Origin of the sequence: Metabacillus sediminilitoris (assembly GCF_009720625.1) — a bacterium.
Classification (GTDB): Bacteria; Bacillota; Bacilli; order Bacillales; family Bacillaceae; genus Metabacillus; species Metabacillus sediminilitoris.
The window spans coordinates 3,329,117-3,346,075 of sequence record NZ_CP046266.1 but is presented as its reverse complement, the minus strand read 5'-3'; the positions used below and the strand labels follow the sequence as shown (position 1 = coordinate 3,346,075).

Annotated in this window: 18 protein-coding genes and 1 pseudogene; 11 read left to right on the top strand and 8 right to left on the bottom strand. The window is 33.7% G+C overall.

Annotated elements, in window-relative coordinates; genetic code table 11:
• Positions 1–37 precede the first annotated feature (37 nt).
• The 3 genes from GMB29_RS15860 to GMB29_RS15850 all read right to left on the bottom strand — a co-directional run bounded on the left by GMB29_RS15860 (position 38) and on the right by GMB29_RS15850 (position 1,418).
• Positions 38–292 (bottom strand): hypothetical protein, encoded by a 255-nt coding sequence (locus tag GMB29_RS15860; RefSeq protein WP_136358136.1) that lies wholly within the window; start codon positions 290–292, stop codon positions 38–40.
• 87 nt (positions 293–379) lie between these two features.
• On the bottom strand, positions 380–1,087 hold the full coding sequence (locus GMB29_RS15855; RefSeq protein ID WP_168733957.1) for a class I SAM-dependent methyltransferase: 708 nt from the start codon (positions 1,085–1,087) through the stop codon (positions 380–382).
• 58 nt (positions 1,088–1,145) lie between these two features.
• Positions 1,146–1,418, bottom strand: a complete 273-nt coding sequence (locus tag GMB29_RS15850) for a hypothetical protein (protein WP_136358007.1) — start codon at positions 1,416–1,418, stop codon at positions 1,146–1,148.
• Positions 1,419–1,703: 285 nt separating this feature from the next.
• On the opposite strand from GMB29_RS15850, the gene GMB29_RS15845 reads away from it, so the two are divergent.
• Entirely contained in the window at positions 1,704–3,086 is a 1,383-nt protein-coding gene (locus GMB29_RS15845) for a S41 family peptidase (RefSeq protein ID WP_136358005.1), read from the top strand.
• A 334-nt stretch (positions 3,087–3,420) separates the two neighbouring features.
• Here GMB29_RS15845 and GMB29_RS15840 read toward each other — a convergent pair whose 3' ends face one another.
• On the bottom strand, positions 3,421–4,044 hold the full coding sequence (locus GMB29_RS15840; RefSeq protein WP_136358003.1) for a nitroreductase family protein: 624 nt from the start codon (positions 4,042–4,044) through the stop codon (positions 3,421–3,423).
• Positions 4,045–4,186: 142 nt separating this feature from the next.
• Here GMB29_RS15840 and GMB29_RS15835 point away from each other — a divergent pair, with 142 nt between their 5' ends.
• From GMB29_RS15835 to GMB29_RS15825, 3 genes are all read left to right on the top strand, one after another.
• Complete coding sequence (locus GMB29_RS15835; RefSeq protein ID WP_136358001.1) at positions 4,187–4,507, top strand: winged helix-turn-helix transcriptional regulator; 321 nt, start codon at positions 4,187–4,189, stop codon at positions 4,505–4,507.
• Entirely contained in the window at positions 4,504–5,253 is a 750-nt protein-coding gene (locus GMB29_RS15830; protein ID WP_406600350.1) for an SDR family oxidoreductase, read from the top strand. Before GMB29_RS15835 ends, GMB29_RS15830 begins: the two co-directional genes overlap by 4 nt.
• 124 nt (positions 5,254–5,377) lie before the next feature.
• Positions 5,378–5,596 carry a hypothetical protein gene (locus GMB29_RS15825; RefSeq protein ID WP_406600270.1) on the top strand — a complete coding sequence of 73 codons (219 nt, stop codon included), beginning with the start codon at positions 5,378–5,380 and terminating at the stop codon, positions 5,594–5,596.
• Between the two features lie 50 nt (positions 5,597–5,646).
• Here the strand turns inward: GMB29_RS15825 and GMB29_RS15820 are convergent, their stop codons facing one another.
• Positions 5,647–6,108, bottom strand: coding sequence for a spore gernimation protein GerT (locus GMB29_RS15820; RefSeq protein WP_136357997.1), 462 nt, complete (start codon positions 6,106–6,108; stop codon positions 5,647–5,649).
• 146 nt (positions 6,109–6,254) lie between these two features.
• On the opposite strand from GMB29_RS15820, the gene rarD reads away from it, so the two are divergent.
• Genes rarD through bshB2 form a run of 4 tightly spaced genes read left to right on the top strand, consistent with a single transcriptional unit; the run spans position 6,255 to position 8,560 of the window.
• Positions 6,255–7,196: an EamA family transporter RarD gene (rarD, locus tag GMB29_RS15815; RefSeq protein ID WP_136357995.1), complete on the top strand. Its 942-nt coding sequence runs from the start codon at positions 6,255–6,257 to the stop codon at positions 7,194–7,196.
• A 21-nt stretch (positions 7,197–7,217) separates the two neighbouring features.
• Positions 7,218–7,499 (top strand): hypothetical protein, encoded by a 282-nt coding sequence (locus tag GMB29_RS15810; RefSeq protein WP_136357993.1) that lies wholly within the window; start codon positions 7,218–7,220, stop codon positions 7,497–7,499.
• Positions 7,499–7,849, top strand: a complete 351-nt coding sequence (locus tag GMB29_RS15805; protein ID WP_136357991.1) for a YojF family protein — start codon at positions 7,499–7,501, stop codon at positions 7,847–7,849. The genes GMB29_RS15810 and GMB29_RS15805 overlap by 1 nt, the downstream gene beginning before the upstream one ends.
• 45 nt (positions 7,850–7,894) lie before the next feature.
• The gene (gene bshB2 / locus GMB29_RS15800) at positions 7,895–8,560 is read left to right on the top strand and encodes a bacillithiol biosynthesis deacetylase BshB2 (RefSeq protein ID WP_136357989.1); all 666 of its coding nucleotides are present in this window, start codon (positions 7,895–7,897) and stop codon (positions 8,558–8,560) included.
• A gap of 280 nt (positions 8,561–8,840) precedes the next feature.
• Here the strand turns inward: bshB2 and GMB29_RS15795 are convergent.
• A protein-coding gene (locus GMB29_RS15795; RefSeq protein ID WP_136359328.1) for an IS3 family transposase occupies positions 8,841–10,201 on the bottom strand; the annotation gives its coding sequence in 2 pieces (ribosomal slippage) (positions 8,841–9,745 and positions 9,745–10,201; 1,362 coding nt in all).
• Positions 10,202–10,291: 90 nt separating this feature from the next.
• Positions 10,292–11,650, bottom strand: a complete 1,359-nt coding sequence (locus GMB29_RS15790) for an MATE family efflux transporter (RefSeq protein WP_136358611.1) — start codon at positions 11,648–11,650, stop codon at positions 10,292–10,294.
• 468 nt (positions 11,651–12,118) lie between these two features.
• Between GMB29_RS15790 and cdaS the strand changes: the two are divergent.
• A pseudogene (gene cdaS / locus GMB29_RS15785) lies at positions 12,119–12,645 on the top strand (sporulation-specific diadenylate cyclase CdaS).
• Between the two features lie 340 nt (positions 12,646–12,985).
• Entirely contained in the window at positions 12,986–14,035 is a 1,050-nt protein-coding gene (locus tag GMB29_RS15780; protein ID WP_136358609.1) for a C40 family peptidase, read from the top strand.
• Between the two features lie 54 nt (positions 14,036–14,089).
• Here the strand turns inward: GMB29_RS15780 and GMB29_RS15775 are convergent, their stop codons facing one another.
• Entirely contained in the window at positions 14,090–15,865 is a 1,776-nt protein-coding gene (locus GMB29_RS15775) for an adenine deaminase C-terminal domain-containing protein (protein ID WP_136358607.1), read from the bottom strand.
• A gap of 204 nt (positions 15,866–16,069) precedes the next feature.
• On the opposite strand from GMB29_RS15775, the gene GMB29_RS15770 reads away from it, so the two are divergent.
• Positions 16,070–16,957, top strand: coding sequence for an ATP-binding protein (locus GMB29_RS15770; RefSeq protein WP_136358606.1), 888 nt, complete (start codon positions 16,070–16,072; stop codon positions 16,955–16,957).
• Positions 16,958–16,959 lie beyond the last annotated feature (2 nt).

Sequence of the window (16,959 nt, the reverse complement as noted above, 5' to 3'; positions counted from 1 at the left end):
AGGCATAGAGCCTTCCCTCTAAATTTTAACTTCTTAATTACCAGAACAATAAACCACCCAATACAATACCAGTAATAAATCCTAGCCCTATCCCATATGGGTATCCATAACCATACCCGTAACCACCGTAAAAACCAATCCCATAACCGCCTCTTTGTAACCTAGGTTCAATATACACTTTATTACGTGTAACTTTTAAAATTCTACCGACATGTACTCGACCATTTCTATCGTTAATTCTTACATCTTTACCTTGATATCTACAACATATATCGTAATAGTGTTGTGACAATTTTTTCCCTCCCTTACGCTCATTCAACACATTTTATGAAAGAAGAAGAGGGAAGGATTGTACGCCAATCCATAATATTTTACTTATTTAGCATTTTCTTGCAAAAAGTATCCGATATGATAGTTTATTTTGGTATTTATTTGTTAGTCTTTCATGTTCGGAAAGAAGTTGATAGGTGATTTCTGGTATTGAATGAATAGGAGTAAATTCCGTTGTTGGTTCATCATTATTTAAAATTTGTAGATCCTCATAAGAAAGAATTTTATAAATGGATAAATCTCCTTGCAAAAATTCTTCTTTCCATTCCTCAATGGAAAAAATATAATCACAACCATAAAAGGTCGTAAGTTCTATTTCTTCTTCTTTTGTTAGATGTTCATTTCGAACCATTTCAATAGCAATGACCACACCTTCACGTTTTAATATCCTAAAGACTTCAGGTAATGTGTGTTGAAGTGATGTGAAATTTAAAACAGATTCACATAAGATTATGTCATACGTATTAGTTGGAATAGAAGTTTGCGCAAGATCTTCATTTAAATAAGTAATTTGAAAGTTTAACTGTTCATTCCTTTTTTTTGCATGTTCAATCATTTGCGAATCTTTATCTAATCCTGTTACATCGTAGCCTAATTGATATAAATAACTAGCTGTTTGACCTGTTCCACATCCAGCATCAAGAATTGCTTTATCTAAAGGAAAACGTTCGTTCTCAAAAATGGCTTTTGTTAACAATATTCCACCAGGATGAGCACCGCCAATACCCAATGTCGATAACAAATTTAAATAATTCAAATGTAAACCTCCATTCTGTTCCCTTTCCACACTTTATGCGGAAACAAAATGCGGGTGATTAGACACAGCTTAGGAGATGGTGTTTTTCATATATATCTGTTAATTTACGTTTAATTAGATGGTGAATTTCGGCTTTGTAAATGTTTTGAAGAGAACATTTTACATGTAACGTATGAATAAAGTGATCAATGCAATCGTTAATATATCGTAACACTTGATTTTTATAATAAAATGTTTTACTTGAAATTTTATGATCGATATCTTTCAATAAAGAAAATGAAAAATGAATCATTTCTTGGTCAGATTTTCCAATGTATTCAGTTATGTTCAAAGTAAAAACCCCCTTTATTTACATTGTTGTAATAAACTTTACAATTAATTAATAAAAAAGTATCGTAAAATTTGTCGAAATCGTAAAAAATTAACATAGTTTCATTGTATTCTACATATAAAAAGTCTTTCTAGATATAAGGAAGTATTTCAATACAGGTCTTTTGGAGTGAGAAAAACTGCAAACCTTTGTTCTTTCTTAATTGATTCTTTTTCTCATAAAAGTTGACGTTTTTATTTTCCTTAGACATAATAAGAACATACATAAAGGTGGTGCAGTGTTACAGTGAAAAATAGTAAATTAATCGTAACGATTATTATCACAGCAATTGTTACGGCGGGGATTACATATAGTATTGTTCCTAAGGGAGTTAATATCGAGGGTGATGACCCTTTTCAAAAGTTAAGGTCAACGTATTCCATTTTACAAGAAGGTTATTACAAGGATATCGATTCTGATAAGCTAGTGGAAGGCGCAATTAAAGGAATGGTTGAATCCCTCGAAGATCCATATTCAGTTTATATGGATGTCGAAGAAGCAAAGAGCTTTGGTGAGAATATTTCATCCTCTTTTGAGGGGATAGGTGCAGAAATCCAAGAGAGTAATGGAAACATTATGATTGTTTCTCCAATCAAAGGCTCTCCAGCTGAAGAAGCAGGACTAAAACCTAAAGATATCATATTAAAAGTAAATGATAAATCGGTTGAAGGTCTGACAGTGAATGAAGCTGTAATGGATATAAGAGGTGAAAAGGGAACAAAAGTAAATCTTTTGGTACAACGAGCAGGTGTAGGCGAGCTATCATTTACAATTACACGTGATACCATCCCAATTGAAACTGTTTATTCTGATGTCATTGAAGGTAATATCGGAAAAATTCAAATAACAAAATTCTCAGAGTCTACCGGTGATGAATTGGCAAAAGCATTATCAGATTTACAAAGCAAAAATGTCAAAGGGTTAGTCCTTGATTTACGACAAAACCCAGGTGGTTTAATGGATCAAGCTTTGGCAATGTCTGAATTATTCGTACCTAAAGGTAAGAATATTCTTCAAGTAGAAAATAATGATGGATCGAAGGAAGTTTATAAATCAGAAAATGAAAAGCCAATCGATTTACCAATAACTATCATAGTAGATGGCGGTACTGCTAGTGCAGGAGAAATAATGGCTGCTGCATTACAACAGTCAGCAGGTGTGACGTTAGTTGGTGAAAAAACATTCGGTAAAGGAACTATTCAAACAGCGAGGGCATTTAAAGATACATCATCTGTTAAATATACGACTGCAAAATGGCTTACACCTGATGGAACTTGGATTCATGAAAAAGGAATCCAACCTGATATAAAAGCAAAACTTCCTGCATATGCAAGCTTACCTTATATTAATCCTGAAAACACTCTTAAATTAGGTGATGCTACACCTGAGGTAAAGGCTGCACAACAAATGTTAAAGGCACTTGGTTTTGAAAATGTAAAAGAAGATGGTTATTTTGATCATACAACTGAAAATGTTGTAAAAGAATTTCAAAAACAGCATGATCTAAAGGTAGATGGAATAGTGACTGGTGATACCACACTTAAGATGATGGAACAAATCTCAACAAAAATAAAAGAGAATGATACACAATTAGAAAAAGCAGTCTCTGAATTAAAAGAAAAGTTATAACAATAATACAGCTTCACAAGATTAATTTCATGTTTCATGTTATTAATTTTTGGAGCTGTTTTTTAATGTGGTGTCATAATTGGATTTAAAGGGTTCGTTTTTAATGAGAATAATTTAAAATATAAATGATTTCATAGAACAAATAAATTTTGGTGTTAATGCATACGTGAATCAGGCTAATTTACCTTAAATACTGTTGATCAAGAACATATTAATTAGAACTTTTAAAAAAATTCGTAATTAACGTAAATGTAGTACTAAGCCATTTAAAAATGACAAAAGAAAAGTCCTTCATACATATATGAAGGACAAAACTTGCTAAGTAAGCATCTTGTTATAGCCATGTTGTTACTTTATCTAATTCCAAACGATTACTTTGGTGTGCTGGTTTTACTGCCTTACCAATTGTAATTAACATAATTGGAACATATCTAGTTGAGATGGAAAATTCTTTCATGAATTGTTCTTTATTGAAACCACCTATAGAACATGAATCGAATCCTTTTGCTTTAGCAGTTAACATGACTTGCATTGCTGCTAATGATGCATTAAGAAATGCTGCATCCCTTGCGAAACCTTTATCAGTGTAAGCACGATTAATCTGGCCTGCTAAAGTTTCTTTAATCTCTGCTGACATAAATCCAGCATCCACTAATGGATCATACACTAAATCAGTATTTTTATCTGCTTCGAGATCACCTAATATGGCAATAACAGCTGATGATTCAACGATTTGACTTTGATTATATGCGATTGGAAGTAACTTTTTCTTTGACTCTTTACTTAGAAACACAGTAAAATGCCAATGTTGTAAGTTCCAAGCAGACGGTGCCTTTGATGAATATGATAATATTTCAGATAATTCTTCTTTAGTAATCGTAACTTTAGGATCGTAGTGTCTAACTGATGATCGATCTGAAATCACTGAAAATAGATCTTCTGTATAGGTTGTACTCATGAGAAATTCCTCCTAGTTGTATTAACTGTTTGTATCTATTATACTAAAAGTAATATACTTACTTTTAGTAAGTTTTGTATCGTAAATTATATCATAATAGATGTAATAAAATCAGTCAAGATTTAAGCAAGGGGTGATTAAAGTGAAAAATAATCTTTGTCCGAAGATGGAATCTGCCTTTCAAGTTTTAGGGAAGAGATGGATTGGAATTATCATTCATGTTTTATTAGATGGTCCCAAAAGGTTTAAGGATTTAACAGAGATTATCCCTAGTATTAGTCAAAAGATGTTATCCGAACGGCTAAAAGAGTTGGAAAATGAAGGCTTAATAGACAGAATTGTTATAGATGATACTCCTGTTAAGGTCATCTATCAATTAACAGATAAAGGTAAGAGCTTAGAAGGTGTTTTGAAAGAACTCGGAAAATGGGCGGATATTTATTGTGCCAGAGAGGAGGAATAGGTATTATGCCAAAAACAGTTATTGTTACTGGTGGAACGAAAGGTATTGGTAATGCAATTGTAAATCACTACGCTCATAGAGGGTTTAACGTTATTATTGCAGATATAGATGAGGATCTAGGTAGAAAAAATGAAAAGCACTACAAAGAAAGTTCATTAAATGTTTGTTATATCAAGACAGATGTTTCAAAGGTGAATGAAATTGAAATACTAATGAAAGAAGCGGTAAATCGATTTGAAACGATTGATATTCTTATAAATAATGCTGGTATTTCCAAATGGATTTCACCATATGAGATAACGGAAGATGATTGGGACACTGTGCTCACAACTAATTTAAAAAGTGTCATGTTTGCTTCAAGAGAAGCTGCTAAAATTATGAAAAAAAATAAAAAGGGTGGAAAAATCATCAATATAGCTTCCACAAGAGCGATCATGTCTGAAAAAAACTCTGAGGCATATGCAGCTTCAAAAGGAGGAATAGTTGCTTTAACACATGCACTAGCAGCATCCTTTAGTGAAGACCATATTCAAGTAAATGCCATCTCTCCAGGTTGGATTGAAACAGGGAATGATGAGTTATTAAGAGAAATTGACCACAGCCAACACTTCTCAGGAAGGGTTGGAAAGCCAAGTGATGTTGCAAAAGCCTGCTTATATTTAACAGATGAGGAGAACGATTTTGTCACAGGTATCAATCTTGTCGTTGACGGGGGTATGACAAAAAAGATGATTTATGCTGAATAAGCTTACATCTTAAATCTAAAGGCTGTAAATTAAACTATTTACCTAAAAATAGTTATTCGCCCACTCCAATAACTCCTTCAATGAATACTTTTTAGTGTAGGTAAATATTAGAGGAGGTAATTTCGTGGGACCTTATATGATGCGCAATAAATTTCCTAGACCTTATCCTGATGGTCGTTTCTTTTTTGGTGGTCCGTTTGTTGGAGGATTACTTGGTGGTTTAGTCGGATCTGCAATTTTTAGACCTAGACCGCCATATTATCCTTACTATCCTCCTTATGGCGGATCTCCGTACGGTTATGGTTATGGTTACCCCCCATATGGTGGAGGATATCCTTACTAATAAAAAAAACTACCTGCTAATGTAGGTAGTTTTTTTGTTAAAAATAGATATTAATAAGTAATATCGACCTCAGATATATTATATTCATTGAGCTTTAAAAATTGGATTTCAAGATATCCTTCAACAAACCTGGCTCTTGTTCCTTTTCTTTTTACTGGTGATGGAAGCATATATTTCGTGTTATCTGATTGCTTTGGGTAGTTTGTGAGGATTAATTGATTGTTTGTATGTTGTATTTTAACAGAACTAATTTCTTCCTTTGACATAGGGAGCTTTACATAAACATAATCATTTGTTTCAAATATCTCTGGATGTTCTTGTTTCGAAGAATTTTCTCTCACTTCTTTTTGCTGCAGGTCACCTTGAAAAGGGAAGCCTTGTGAAAAATCACCTCCAAATACATTCTTCATGACGGACTGTATATAGTTCTCAACTTCTTTTGGTTTCATTTTATTGATATGTTGGGTAAAACCCGTCTGATCAAAGGGGAATTGCTTATTCCAAGGAAACATCTTTTTCACATCCTTTAACAGAAAACCTAGGTGCTTACATTATATGCATCTTATCCGTAAACGTTAGTAAAAGCGAATAGCTTGTAGGACACAAGCGTTCATGTTTATAATGTTCATTAGGTGAAAGAAAAGTGAGGGAATAAAAAATGGATACACCACAATTAAATACATACAAGCAGGGCATTCTTTATACAGCAGGATCATATTTTCTTTGGGGTATACTACCATTATATTGGAAAATGGTTGAAAATGTTTCAGCAGAGGAGATTCTAGCACACAGAGTTTTCTGGTCATTTTTATTCATGATAGGATTACTTACTTTTAATAAGGAATGGAAAAATATAAAGGTTGCTAGCAAGAGGATCATTCAAAAACCAATGCTATTACTTTCATTAGTTTTGTCTTCTTTATTAATTAGTCTTAATTGGTTTGTTTATATTTGGTCAGTTAATAATGGTCATATTATTGAGACGAGTTTAGGCTATTACATAAACCCTTTAATAAGTGTCATATTAGGAATGATCTTTTTTAAAGAAAGGTTAAATCTTTGGCAAAAGCTATCATTTGTCGTAGCGGCAATTGGAGTGGTATTAATGACACTTCATTATGGTAAGTTTCCATGGGTTGCATTAACTTTAGCATTAAGCTTTGGATTGTATGGTTTAACTAAAAAAATGACAAAATTAAGTTCTTCAGTTGGTTTAACATTTGAGACAATGGTCGTAACACCTATTGCAGGATATTATTTGGTTATGATGGAAATTTCAGGAAAATTAGAATTTTTTTCCTTTGATCTGTCAACAACTTTATTATTAGTAGGTGCAGGTATTGTAACAGCCGTACCTTTATTACTTTTCGCAAGCGGTGCACAGCGGATCCCATTATTCATGGTTGGCGTTCTTCAGTATATAGCCCCAACAATAACGTTAATAATTGGAGTAATCTTATTTAATGAACCGTTTACGAATATTGAAGTCATTACATTCTCATTCATATGGTGTGCTTTATTGTTATTTACATTATCCAATTCTAAATATTTTAGAAAAGTTGAAGTGAAATTAACAAGAAAAAACTCAATAGGAATGTAAAAGAAATTGAGGTAGTATAACATGGATGGAAAAGATTTATTACATGCATATCGGCAACTTTGGGTTAATCGCTCTTTAACAGTTGAAAAGAACGAAATTGAGACATTATTCATTGCGATTGAAAAGGATCTTAAAGATGAGATGACACATCCGCGCCTTAGGAAATCGTTCAATGAAAAGTTTCACCTGGCGATAAAAAGAATTGTATCTTCACTATTGTCAGATAATCAAAAAGTGAAATTAATTGATTGTCATATCGTTGTACTCGAAAAACTAAAAAAGAATAATGAGGGGGAAAGATGATGAAACCAATTACGAAACATGATATACAAGCATATTTAGAAACATTCATGAACAAATCAATTTATATACACCTTGAAACAACGACTGGTGCTTATTCTGCACATAAGGACGAATCATCTATGACTGTCGTTGCATTCATCCGTAATGCAAAAGTTAAGTATCATCAAGCAAAAATAACTGGCAATGGGCCTTTTCGCGTTGGGTTAAAAATGGAAGAGGGATGGATTTACGCTGAGGGATTGACCGACTGGATTTATAACGATCAAAATCAGTTACTACTTGCTGGTCATAATTCTGAAGGACAATTAGCAATTGCTTTACAATTAAGTGAAATACCTTTCAAACATTAATAATCCTTTTAAGAAGTAAAATTTTTTAGAAAAGAAGGGATACAAATGAAAGAACATGTTTTAATCATTTTACCACATCCTGACGATGAATCCTTTGGTGCTGCAGGCATCATTGCACTGAAAAGGAAAGCCGGCATTCCAGTTACATATGCTTGTGGAACATTAGGTGAAATGGGCAGAAATATGGGGAATCCATTATTTGCAAATCGTGAAACATTGCCATTCATCCGTAAAACAGAGTTAGAAAATGCATGTAAAGCAATGGATATTCAAGATTTAAGGATGCTTGGCCTGCGTGATAAGACTCTTGAATTTGAAGATGATGAACAATTAGCAGATTTAATGGAAAGTATCATTAATGATGTAGAACCGACATTGATTATTACTTTCTATCCAGGCTATGCTGTACATCCAGATCATGACGCATGTGGTGCTGCAGTTATTCGTGCCTTAGAGCGACGTCCAAAAGTCCGACGTCCATTAACTTATTGCTTAGCTTTTACAAATGATCGCTTTGACAAAATTGGAGAGCCTGATGTTACAATCGATATTACAGAAGTTGCAGACATAAAATTAAATGCTTTAAAAGCACATCGTTCACAAACAGAGGGAATGCTAAAACTCATGGAAGAAAAGCTCTTAAATAAAGATCCTGAAGCGATGCTATGGTTTGAAAAAGAAGTATTTTACACATATAAGTGGAAGGATTAATCTATAAAATTTAAGATTCTTTTCTAAGTTAAAACAAAAACTATTTACGGTTGATTGGAGCGTGAGTGCGAGACTCCTGCTTAGAGCAGCGGGACAGGTGAGACTCATGCAGTCGTTTATGCCGAGGAGTATCACCGACCGCCCCGCGGAATGGCGAGCATCTCTCGCTGCAATCAACCACAATGCACAACTTGGTAAATAGCAACAAAGTTTGCGAAAACAGCCTAATCTAAAAAAGCTAATTCAGAATGATCTGACCCAATAAAGTTAGACAAAAAGGTTAGGCTGCTTTCAAGACCTGAGTCCGGTATTCAACGGGGCTTAGGTCTTTTAATTTTGCCTTTATTCGTTTGTGATTGTAGTAATAAATATATTCTTCTAATTCTCGTTCGAAATGTTCCATACTCTCAAATTCTTGTAAGTAGAGTAGTTCAGACTTTAATAAGCCAAAGAAATTTTCCATGACTGCGTTATCTAAACAGTTTCCCTTACGGGACATACTTTGTCGTATACCGTGCGCTTTTAATTTATTTTGATATTTACTCATTTGATAGTGCCAGCCTTGATCTGAATGGAGGACGATTTCATCATCAGGTTGTATCCTTTTTACTGCTTCTTCTATCATATCTCCAACAAGAGCATAAACTGGACGGTTCATAACTTTATACGCAATTATTTCTCCATTACATAAATCTAAAACAGGCGACAAATAACGTTTTTCCCCGAATAAATGAAACTCTGTAACATCAGTTACCCATTTTTCATTCATGTTGTCTGCGTGGAAATTACGATTCAATAAATTCGGCGCGATTTTGCCTACTGTTCCGCGATACGAACGGAATTTTTTCATCCGCACTTCACATTTTAAGCCCATCGCTTTCATTAAACGATTAATTGTCTTTGGATCATGGTGAATATTCATTCTTTCTAATTGTTTGGTGATACGACGGTAACCATAGCGTCCTTTATGTTCATGATAAATAGCTTCAATCGCTTCTTTTACCTTTGCATATTTATCTTCACAATTTAATCGTTTTTCCCAGTAATAATACGTACTACGTGGAATGTCTGCGACTTTAACTAGTTCCACTACATCAAACTCATGCTTTAGTTCAAAAATTACTTGCGCTTTGATTTTGTTTGTAATTTTTCCTGTTCTAGAACTAAAGCGTTCAACTTTTTTAAATAGGCATTCTCCATACGTAAACGCTCATTTTCAGCTCGTAGAGCTTCGATCGATCCTTCAACGGGTGGTTGTTGTTCTTTGTTTAATTTCGATACTTTTTTCATGGATGAAGGCCCCTTTTTCATTAATTGTAGGGCATCAACTCCTCCAGTTTCAAAAGCCTTTCGCCAATTTCGGATCATACCTGGTGAAGAAATATTGAAAATGGCAGCTGTGTCATAAGAAGATGTACCCGTTTCGTTCATATAATTGAGTACATTTAGTTTAAACTCCACAGAATAATTTGTATAGGACTTAATAAATGCTTCTATACCGTGTTGTTCATAAAGCCTAACCCATCCACTTAAAATAGGAGGACTAACTTTTACTTCTCCTGCAATTTTTTCAATACTTTCATTTCCTTCAACGTATCTCAATGTAATTTGTATTTTATCTTCCGTTGTAAATTTCGCCATAAAAACACCCCGTAAATGTTAGTTTAGTGTCTAACATTTACGGGGCAGTTCAGAAAAGAATTAGCTTTTTTGTGTTTTCTTATATTTACTTCAATTTTTAAAAGCAACATATTTTGAATTCTGGATCATACGTAGTCTAACTGAAAGTCCGATTGCACCTGCTGCAAGTCCTGTAATTAAGCCAATCCAAAATCCAAAAGCATATAGTGAAGTATAGGTTGCCAAGAGATATCCGACAGGAAGGCCAATTACCCAGTAAGAAACAAGTGCCATAATAAAGGTAACATTGACATCTTTATAACCTCTTAACGCACCTTGAATAGGTGCTGCTATTGCATCAGATAACTGGAAGAAAATAGCGTAAATTAAAAAATCTTGCGTTAGATTTAATACAGCTTTATCGGATGTGTAAAGTGTTGCAATTTCAGGTCGAAAAAAATAGATCAATGTTGCTGATAACAACGAGAGAAATAGAGCCAATCCAATCCCTAAATAACTATATTGTTTTGCTTCCTTAAATCGGTTAGCCCCAACTTCATGACCAACAACGATGGTAAGCGCCATTGAAATACTTAAAGGAATCATGTAAAGAAAGGAAGCAAAATTAATTGCAGCTTGATGTGAAGCGATTGTGATCGTATTGTATTGACTCATGAATAGGGTTACAGCTGCAAAAATGCTTGTTTCAAAAAATATGGCAAAACCAATTGGAACACCGATAAGTAAGATTTCTTTCCATGACTTCCAAGCCGGTCGATAGTATGTCTTGAAAACTTTGTATTCTCGAAATGGCGTTCTCTTACTTACAATGACAATGGCTATTACCGTAATACACCAATATGTCATAGTAGATGCGACACCTGCACCAATCCCCCCAAGTTTTGGAAGACCGAATTTACCAAAGATAAAAAGATAATTAAGAACAAAATTAATTGGTAATGATGTAAGCGTGATATACATGGTAACTCGTGTTAAACCTAAAGCATCAATAAAACATCTCAAAACCGTATATATAAATAAAGGCAAAATACCAAATGATAAGGCAATTAAGTATCCTTTAGCAATATGTAAGACATCTTCTTCTAATCCCATGTTATATAAAATAGGATCTAATGCAAAGTAGCCAATAATGGTAATAATAACCGAAATAATTACACTTAAGTAAAGTGCCTGAATAATCATTTTAGGTACTTCAATGCTTCTCTTTGCACCAACTAATTGTGCAACGATTGGTGTAACAGAAAGCAGAATGCCGCTTAATCCAGTATAAACAGGTACCCATAGACTTGAGCCAATGGCGACACCTGCCAAATCATTAGGATGGGCTTTTCCTGACATTGAAGTATCTAAAAATGTCATACAATACAACCCCAGCTGTGTGACGAGAATGGGGAATAAAATTTGTGAAAAATTGCTTATCATCTGACGCTTTGTAACGATTTTTTTCATTAATAAATCCTCATTTCTAATGTTCATTAGAGAATTATATCACGAAAAAAATGTATTGATACTTATTTTGGCTGGTTATCAGATTTACGAGATTCACCCTTGAATAATTGGTAATAAAAGAAGCCTAATGAAAGCATCCCAAGAATACTAAAGATATATTGAAAAACTTTTTGTATCATCATTTGCAAAACCTCCAATTATAGTATGTAGAAAAAATTGGGAATTATACGTTAAAGTCATTATGATTATTAGTTTTACTGGTGCAAGAATATGCCTTTGACAAATAGGCAAATAATTTATCGTGCACTCTAAATTTGATGGGGTGTAGAACAAATTTTTCATATTATCCTGAAAATTAATAACACTAATAATAAGGAGGGTAAAAAAATGGAATTAAATGGCACATTTATAAACATTCGGAATCATATTTCTTTTCATTTAGAAAAAATTATTGTTGAAACGGAGTTAATGAGGAAGTCAATTGGAGAAAAAGATTATTGTCTATTATGTGAGCTTGCACAAATAAAAGAATTATTCAATAAAATACAGTCATCAGCTTCATTATATTACTTACAGGCTTATATTGCAGAATTTACTGGAAATTATTTCGAAATCGCAAAAGCGATTGAAAATTTGTCCAATCGCCGACATGGTGCCTTAATTATAGTTGAACGCGAAAGCCGAATAGATAGCCATATTCAAGTTGGTATACAAATAAATGCAGATTTATCAAATAGATTACTTGAAAGTATTTTTTTCCTGGAAATCCCTTGCATGATGGGGCAGTTCTTATAAGAGGTAATTTTATCCTGTCAGCTGCAAATATAATACCATTAACATCTAAGAATTTTGGAAATGAAAAGGTAGGGACAAGGCATCGAGCTGCAATCGGACTTTCTGAGATTTCAGATGCGCTTATTTTGGTCGTTTCAGAAGAGACAGGCAAAATGTCCTTTGCAATCAATGGAACACTTTATCCAATGAGTACCGCTTAAATTAAACTGAATGACAAAGAAATTTCAGGAACATAAAGTAATATGTTCAAAATGAATCACTTATTAAAATACATAAAAATGAAATAAAAATAGGTAATGGTGGAATCTCAAAATCTACTATTACCTATTTTTATTGAATAAATAGTCTTTTATGATCATTTTAAATTGTCAAATAAATGATTGTCTATATCTGTAAAGTTTTGTATGATTAAAAGGAGAATTTTGTTTCTTTTTACCTATTTTTAGCTTTTATTACCTATATCTTAAATATTAGTGTAGTTTTTTGTCTATGAATCTATTAAACTAATTTAGTAGAGAAGTCTAGGAGGTACAAATAGAAATGAAGCATAAATTGTTAGGATTGACAGCAACAGCTGTTATAGGATCATCTTTATTTACGTCAATGGCAGCTGCAGAGAGTGTAAAAGTTAAAAGCGGTGATACGCTTTGGGAAATTTCTAAGCAATATAACACAACTGTAAGCACAATCAAAAATTTAAATGGTTTAAAGTCGGATATAATAAGAGTTGGACAAGTATTAGAAATATCGGGAACTACAAATTCTAAAACTTCTGAACCTGCTCTCCAAACTGAAACACCACCAAAAACAACTTCAAAGGCAACAACGTATACAGTTAAATCAGGTGATTCATTATGGGTTATTGCGAAAACATATAATACCTCAGTAAGTGAATTAAAAAAGCTAAACGGTTTAACGAGCGATTTAATCAGAATAGGGCAAAAATTGACTATTAATAAAGAAGTTGTAGAAACGCAAAGTAATACAGGATCACAGGAATCAACTAAACAACCTGCAAACACTAGTACAGCTAACTCTACATATACAGTAAAATCAGGTGATTCATTATGGAAGATTGGCAATCAATTTAATGTAACAGTCGCAGAAATAAAAGTAGCTAATAATCTTAAATCAGATGTAATAAGAGTGGGTCAAGTGTTAAAACTTTCAGGTGGAGCTAGTAAACCTGAAAATAGCCAAACGGTAACTCCAGAAGTAGAAAACTCCTCAAGTAAGGTTGACAAAATGATTAGTGAGGCTAAGTCTCTAATGGGGACACCATACAGGTGGGCTGGTAATACACCTTCAGGCTTTGATTGTAGCGGATTTATTTATTATGTGTTAAATAAAGTTACATCTGTTTCACGATTAAGCACAGCTGGATATTGGGATATAATGAAATCAATTAGCAATCCTTCTGCAGGTGATTTTGTTTATTTTACAACCTATAAAGCAGGCCCTTCACACATGGGAATTTATTTAGGGAATAATGAATTTATTCATGCAAGCAGTTCAGGTGTAACAATTTCTAACTTAGATAATTCTTATTGGAAAGCACGTTATTTAGGTGCAAAACGTTTTGTAAACTAAATGACAATCTAAATTTAAAAAAGAACCTTACTAGGTTCTTTTTTTTAATACATTTTATACTCTAACAGAAGGTAATGGTCCAGCAGGGTTCAAAATGGTGTCTGTTTTTACTTCATATAAACCATGTGGAATGAGTCTAAGACCTGGCAGAAAATCACATGTTAAGAAAAGTAGAGAATATAAAATATCATGAAATGGGTATCCTCTTTCTTTCATTGCATTTAGAAATGAATTTTGATATTTTGTTGCTTGATCAAATGAAGAAGAGGTTGTCATCATACCTGTTAATGGTAAAGGTATCTCCAAAACAATTTTATCCCCATCTACAATGGCAATTCCCCCGCCCATTTCATAAACACGTGCAGCTGCTATAGCCATAGCATTAGGGTCCCTACCCATTGTCAGCAATTCTGTTGTCGTGTTGTATGTCGAAGCCATTCCATCTAGCTTAGGGGCAAAGTTTTGAAGAATTCCGCGTGTGACCCAGTTTCCCTCCCGATCAATTAATGCTGCTTGTATAAGATCTTCGTGTTGTGAGAGATCTGCATAACCATTAATAGAAGGTAGAGGGGTATCTACTCGTTTACTTATTACAGTACTCATAAAATGTGCAACAGGAATATGCTTATTATTTGCTTGATGTGGATATCGGTAAAGATCACGATTTTCAAGAACTGATTTTGAAATAGAAAAAGGTTTTCTAACCATATATTTCTCCCAATTAAATACTGGAAGATTAGTAGTTAATTTACCATTTTTAGCAACAATTTGTCCTTTTGAAATGACCAATTCAGGCTTGAAGTCGCTGAGATTAGGTAGAAGCAGGATGTCTGCTTGTCTACCCGGGGCAATCCCTCCGATATATTCATCCAATCTAAGGTATGTCGCGGGATTTATTGTTACCATTTGAATTGCTTGAATAGCAGGAACTCCTAATTGGACAGCCTTTCTAACAAGCCCATCTACAAAACCTTCCTCATCAATAAATGAAGGATGTGGTCCATCAGTTGTCATAATAATACGGGAAGTACTAACTTTCCCTTCAGTTAAGAGTTTAATAATTTCGTGAAGGTCAGGACGTAAAGAGCTATTCCTTAATACTGTCCATAAACCTAGTCGTAAACGATCATAAGCTTCTTTAGCAGTAATTGCTTCATGACAGGCATTAATTCCAGAAGCAGCAATCGAGTTTAACTTTTCATATGAACATCCAGCATTGTGTCCATCTGCAATTTTTCCGATTTGTTTGACATAATCAATCATATCAAGAACAAATGGATCCCCATTATAAAGTAACGGCCAACGCGTAATTTCTGCGCTTCCAACAACCTCATCAAGATCTAGCAGGGTACGGATATTTTCAGGATGGAACCATTCTTTTTCACCAGGATAGTCTGCTTGAGAAACAAGACGAACTAACCATAGAAAGTGTCCAGGTAGTAGATTAGAATCTTTAATTAACTCTTTTAAGCCTTGTACACCCATATGCAAATAGAAGAATAAATTATCATTTACAGTAGTTGTTGTACCAAGGGGCAAAACTTTTTCCGTAACACTGATAGGATTATAAATGACCCAAGGATGTGCGTGTGATTCAATAAACCCGGGTGAAATGTACATCTCTTCGGCATCAATGATTTGTGTGTTGTCACCTATGGATAATTCACTGTCTCCAACATATGCGATGCAATCTTTGTAAATGGCAATGTTTTGTTCAAGATACTCACCCGAGTAAACGTTTACAACTTTACCGCCTTTTATATAAATATCAGCTGGTTTTAATCCTTTAGCAACATCAATTAATTCTTTTCTTGAAGCTCGTAATTTCATTTCCATCCCCCAGTTCTTTATTATCTTTATTTTACTATCGTCTAATATACATGATACAAAAAATATTGGAAAATTACAAAATTAATTCACTCATAGATAGAATTTCCTTTTATGTCTTTACTTTGTACACAGACCCCGTTTCTAGTATAATCGTGGTTGGTGTAGTTTTAACATAGAATTGTGATATGAAAGAAGGACATAGTAATGAATCATTTAGAATCATTTAATCTACCAGAAGAAATAAAATCACTAATCAAATCTCGTTCATTGCGTTCAATAAGTGAAGAAGAATCATTATTAATTGGTAAAGGTGGATATACCCCATCTGAAGAATCAATTTTAACGGATGCGATGATCGCTATTGCACTAGGTAAAAATGTATTATTGAAAGGACCAACAGGTTCAGGAAAAACAAAACTTGCGGAAACATTATCAGCTATTTTTCAACAACCAATGCATAGTATCAACTGTTCAATTGATATGGATGCAGAGGCTTTACTCGGTTTTAAAACAATTGAAAATCAAAATGGTGATACAAAAATTGAATTTATATCTGGTCCTGTTGTAAAAGCAATGAAAAGAGGACATTTACTATATATCGATGAAATTAATATGGCAAAACCTGAGACATTACCAATTTTAAATGGTGTGCTTGATTATCGAAGAATGATCACAAACCCATTTACCGGTGAAGTGATTAAGGCAAATGAATATTTTGGCGTTGTTGCAGCTATTAATGAAGGATATGTTGGTACTGTACCGTTAAATGAAGCATTAAAAAATCGGTTTGTGGTCATCGATGTACCATATATTCAAGGACAAGAACTAAAAGCAGTTTTGCAAAATCAATCAAAACTTACTGATCAAATGAAGTTAGATACATTTACAAAGCTATCATCTGACTTACTAACACTCGTACACAATGGCCAGGTTTCAGAGGAGGCAGCTTCAATTCGCGCATTGATAGACACTTGTGATTTAGCTAGATATTTACCACCTCTACGCGCCATTGAAAGGGGAATAGTAGATAAGCTAGAGGATGAAAGAGAAAAAGCTGCCATCCGAAATTTAGCTGAAACGTTATTCGAATGAGG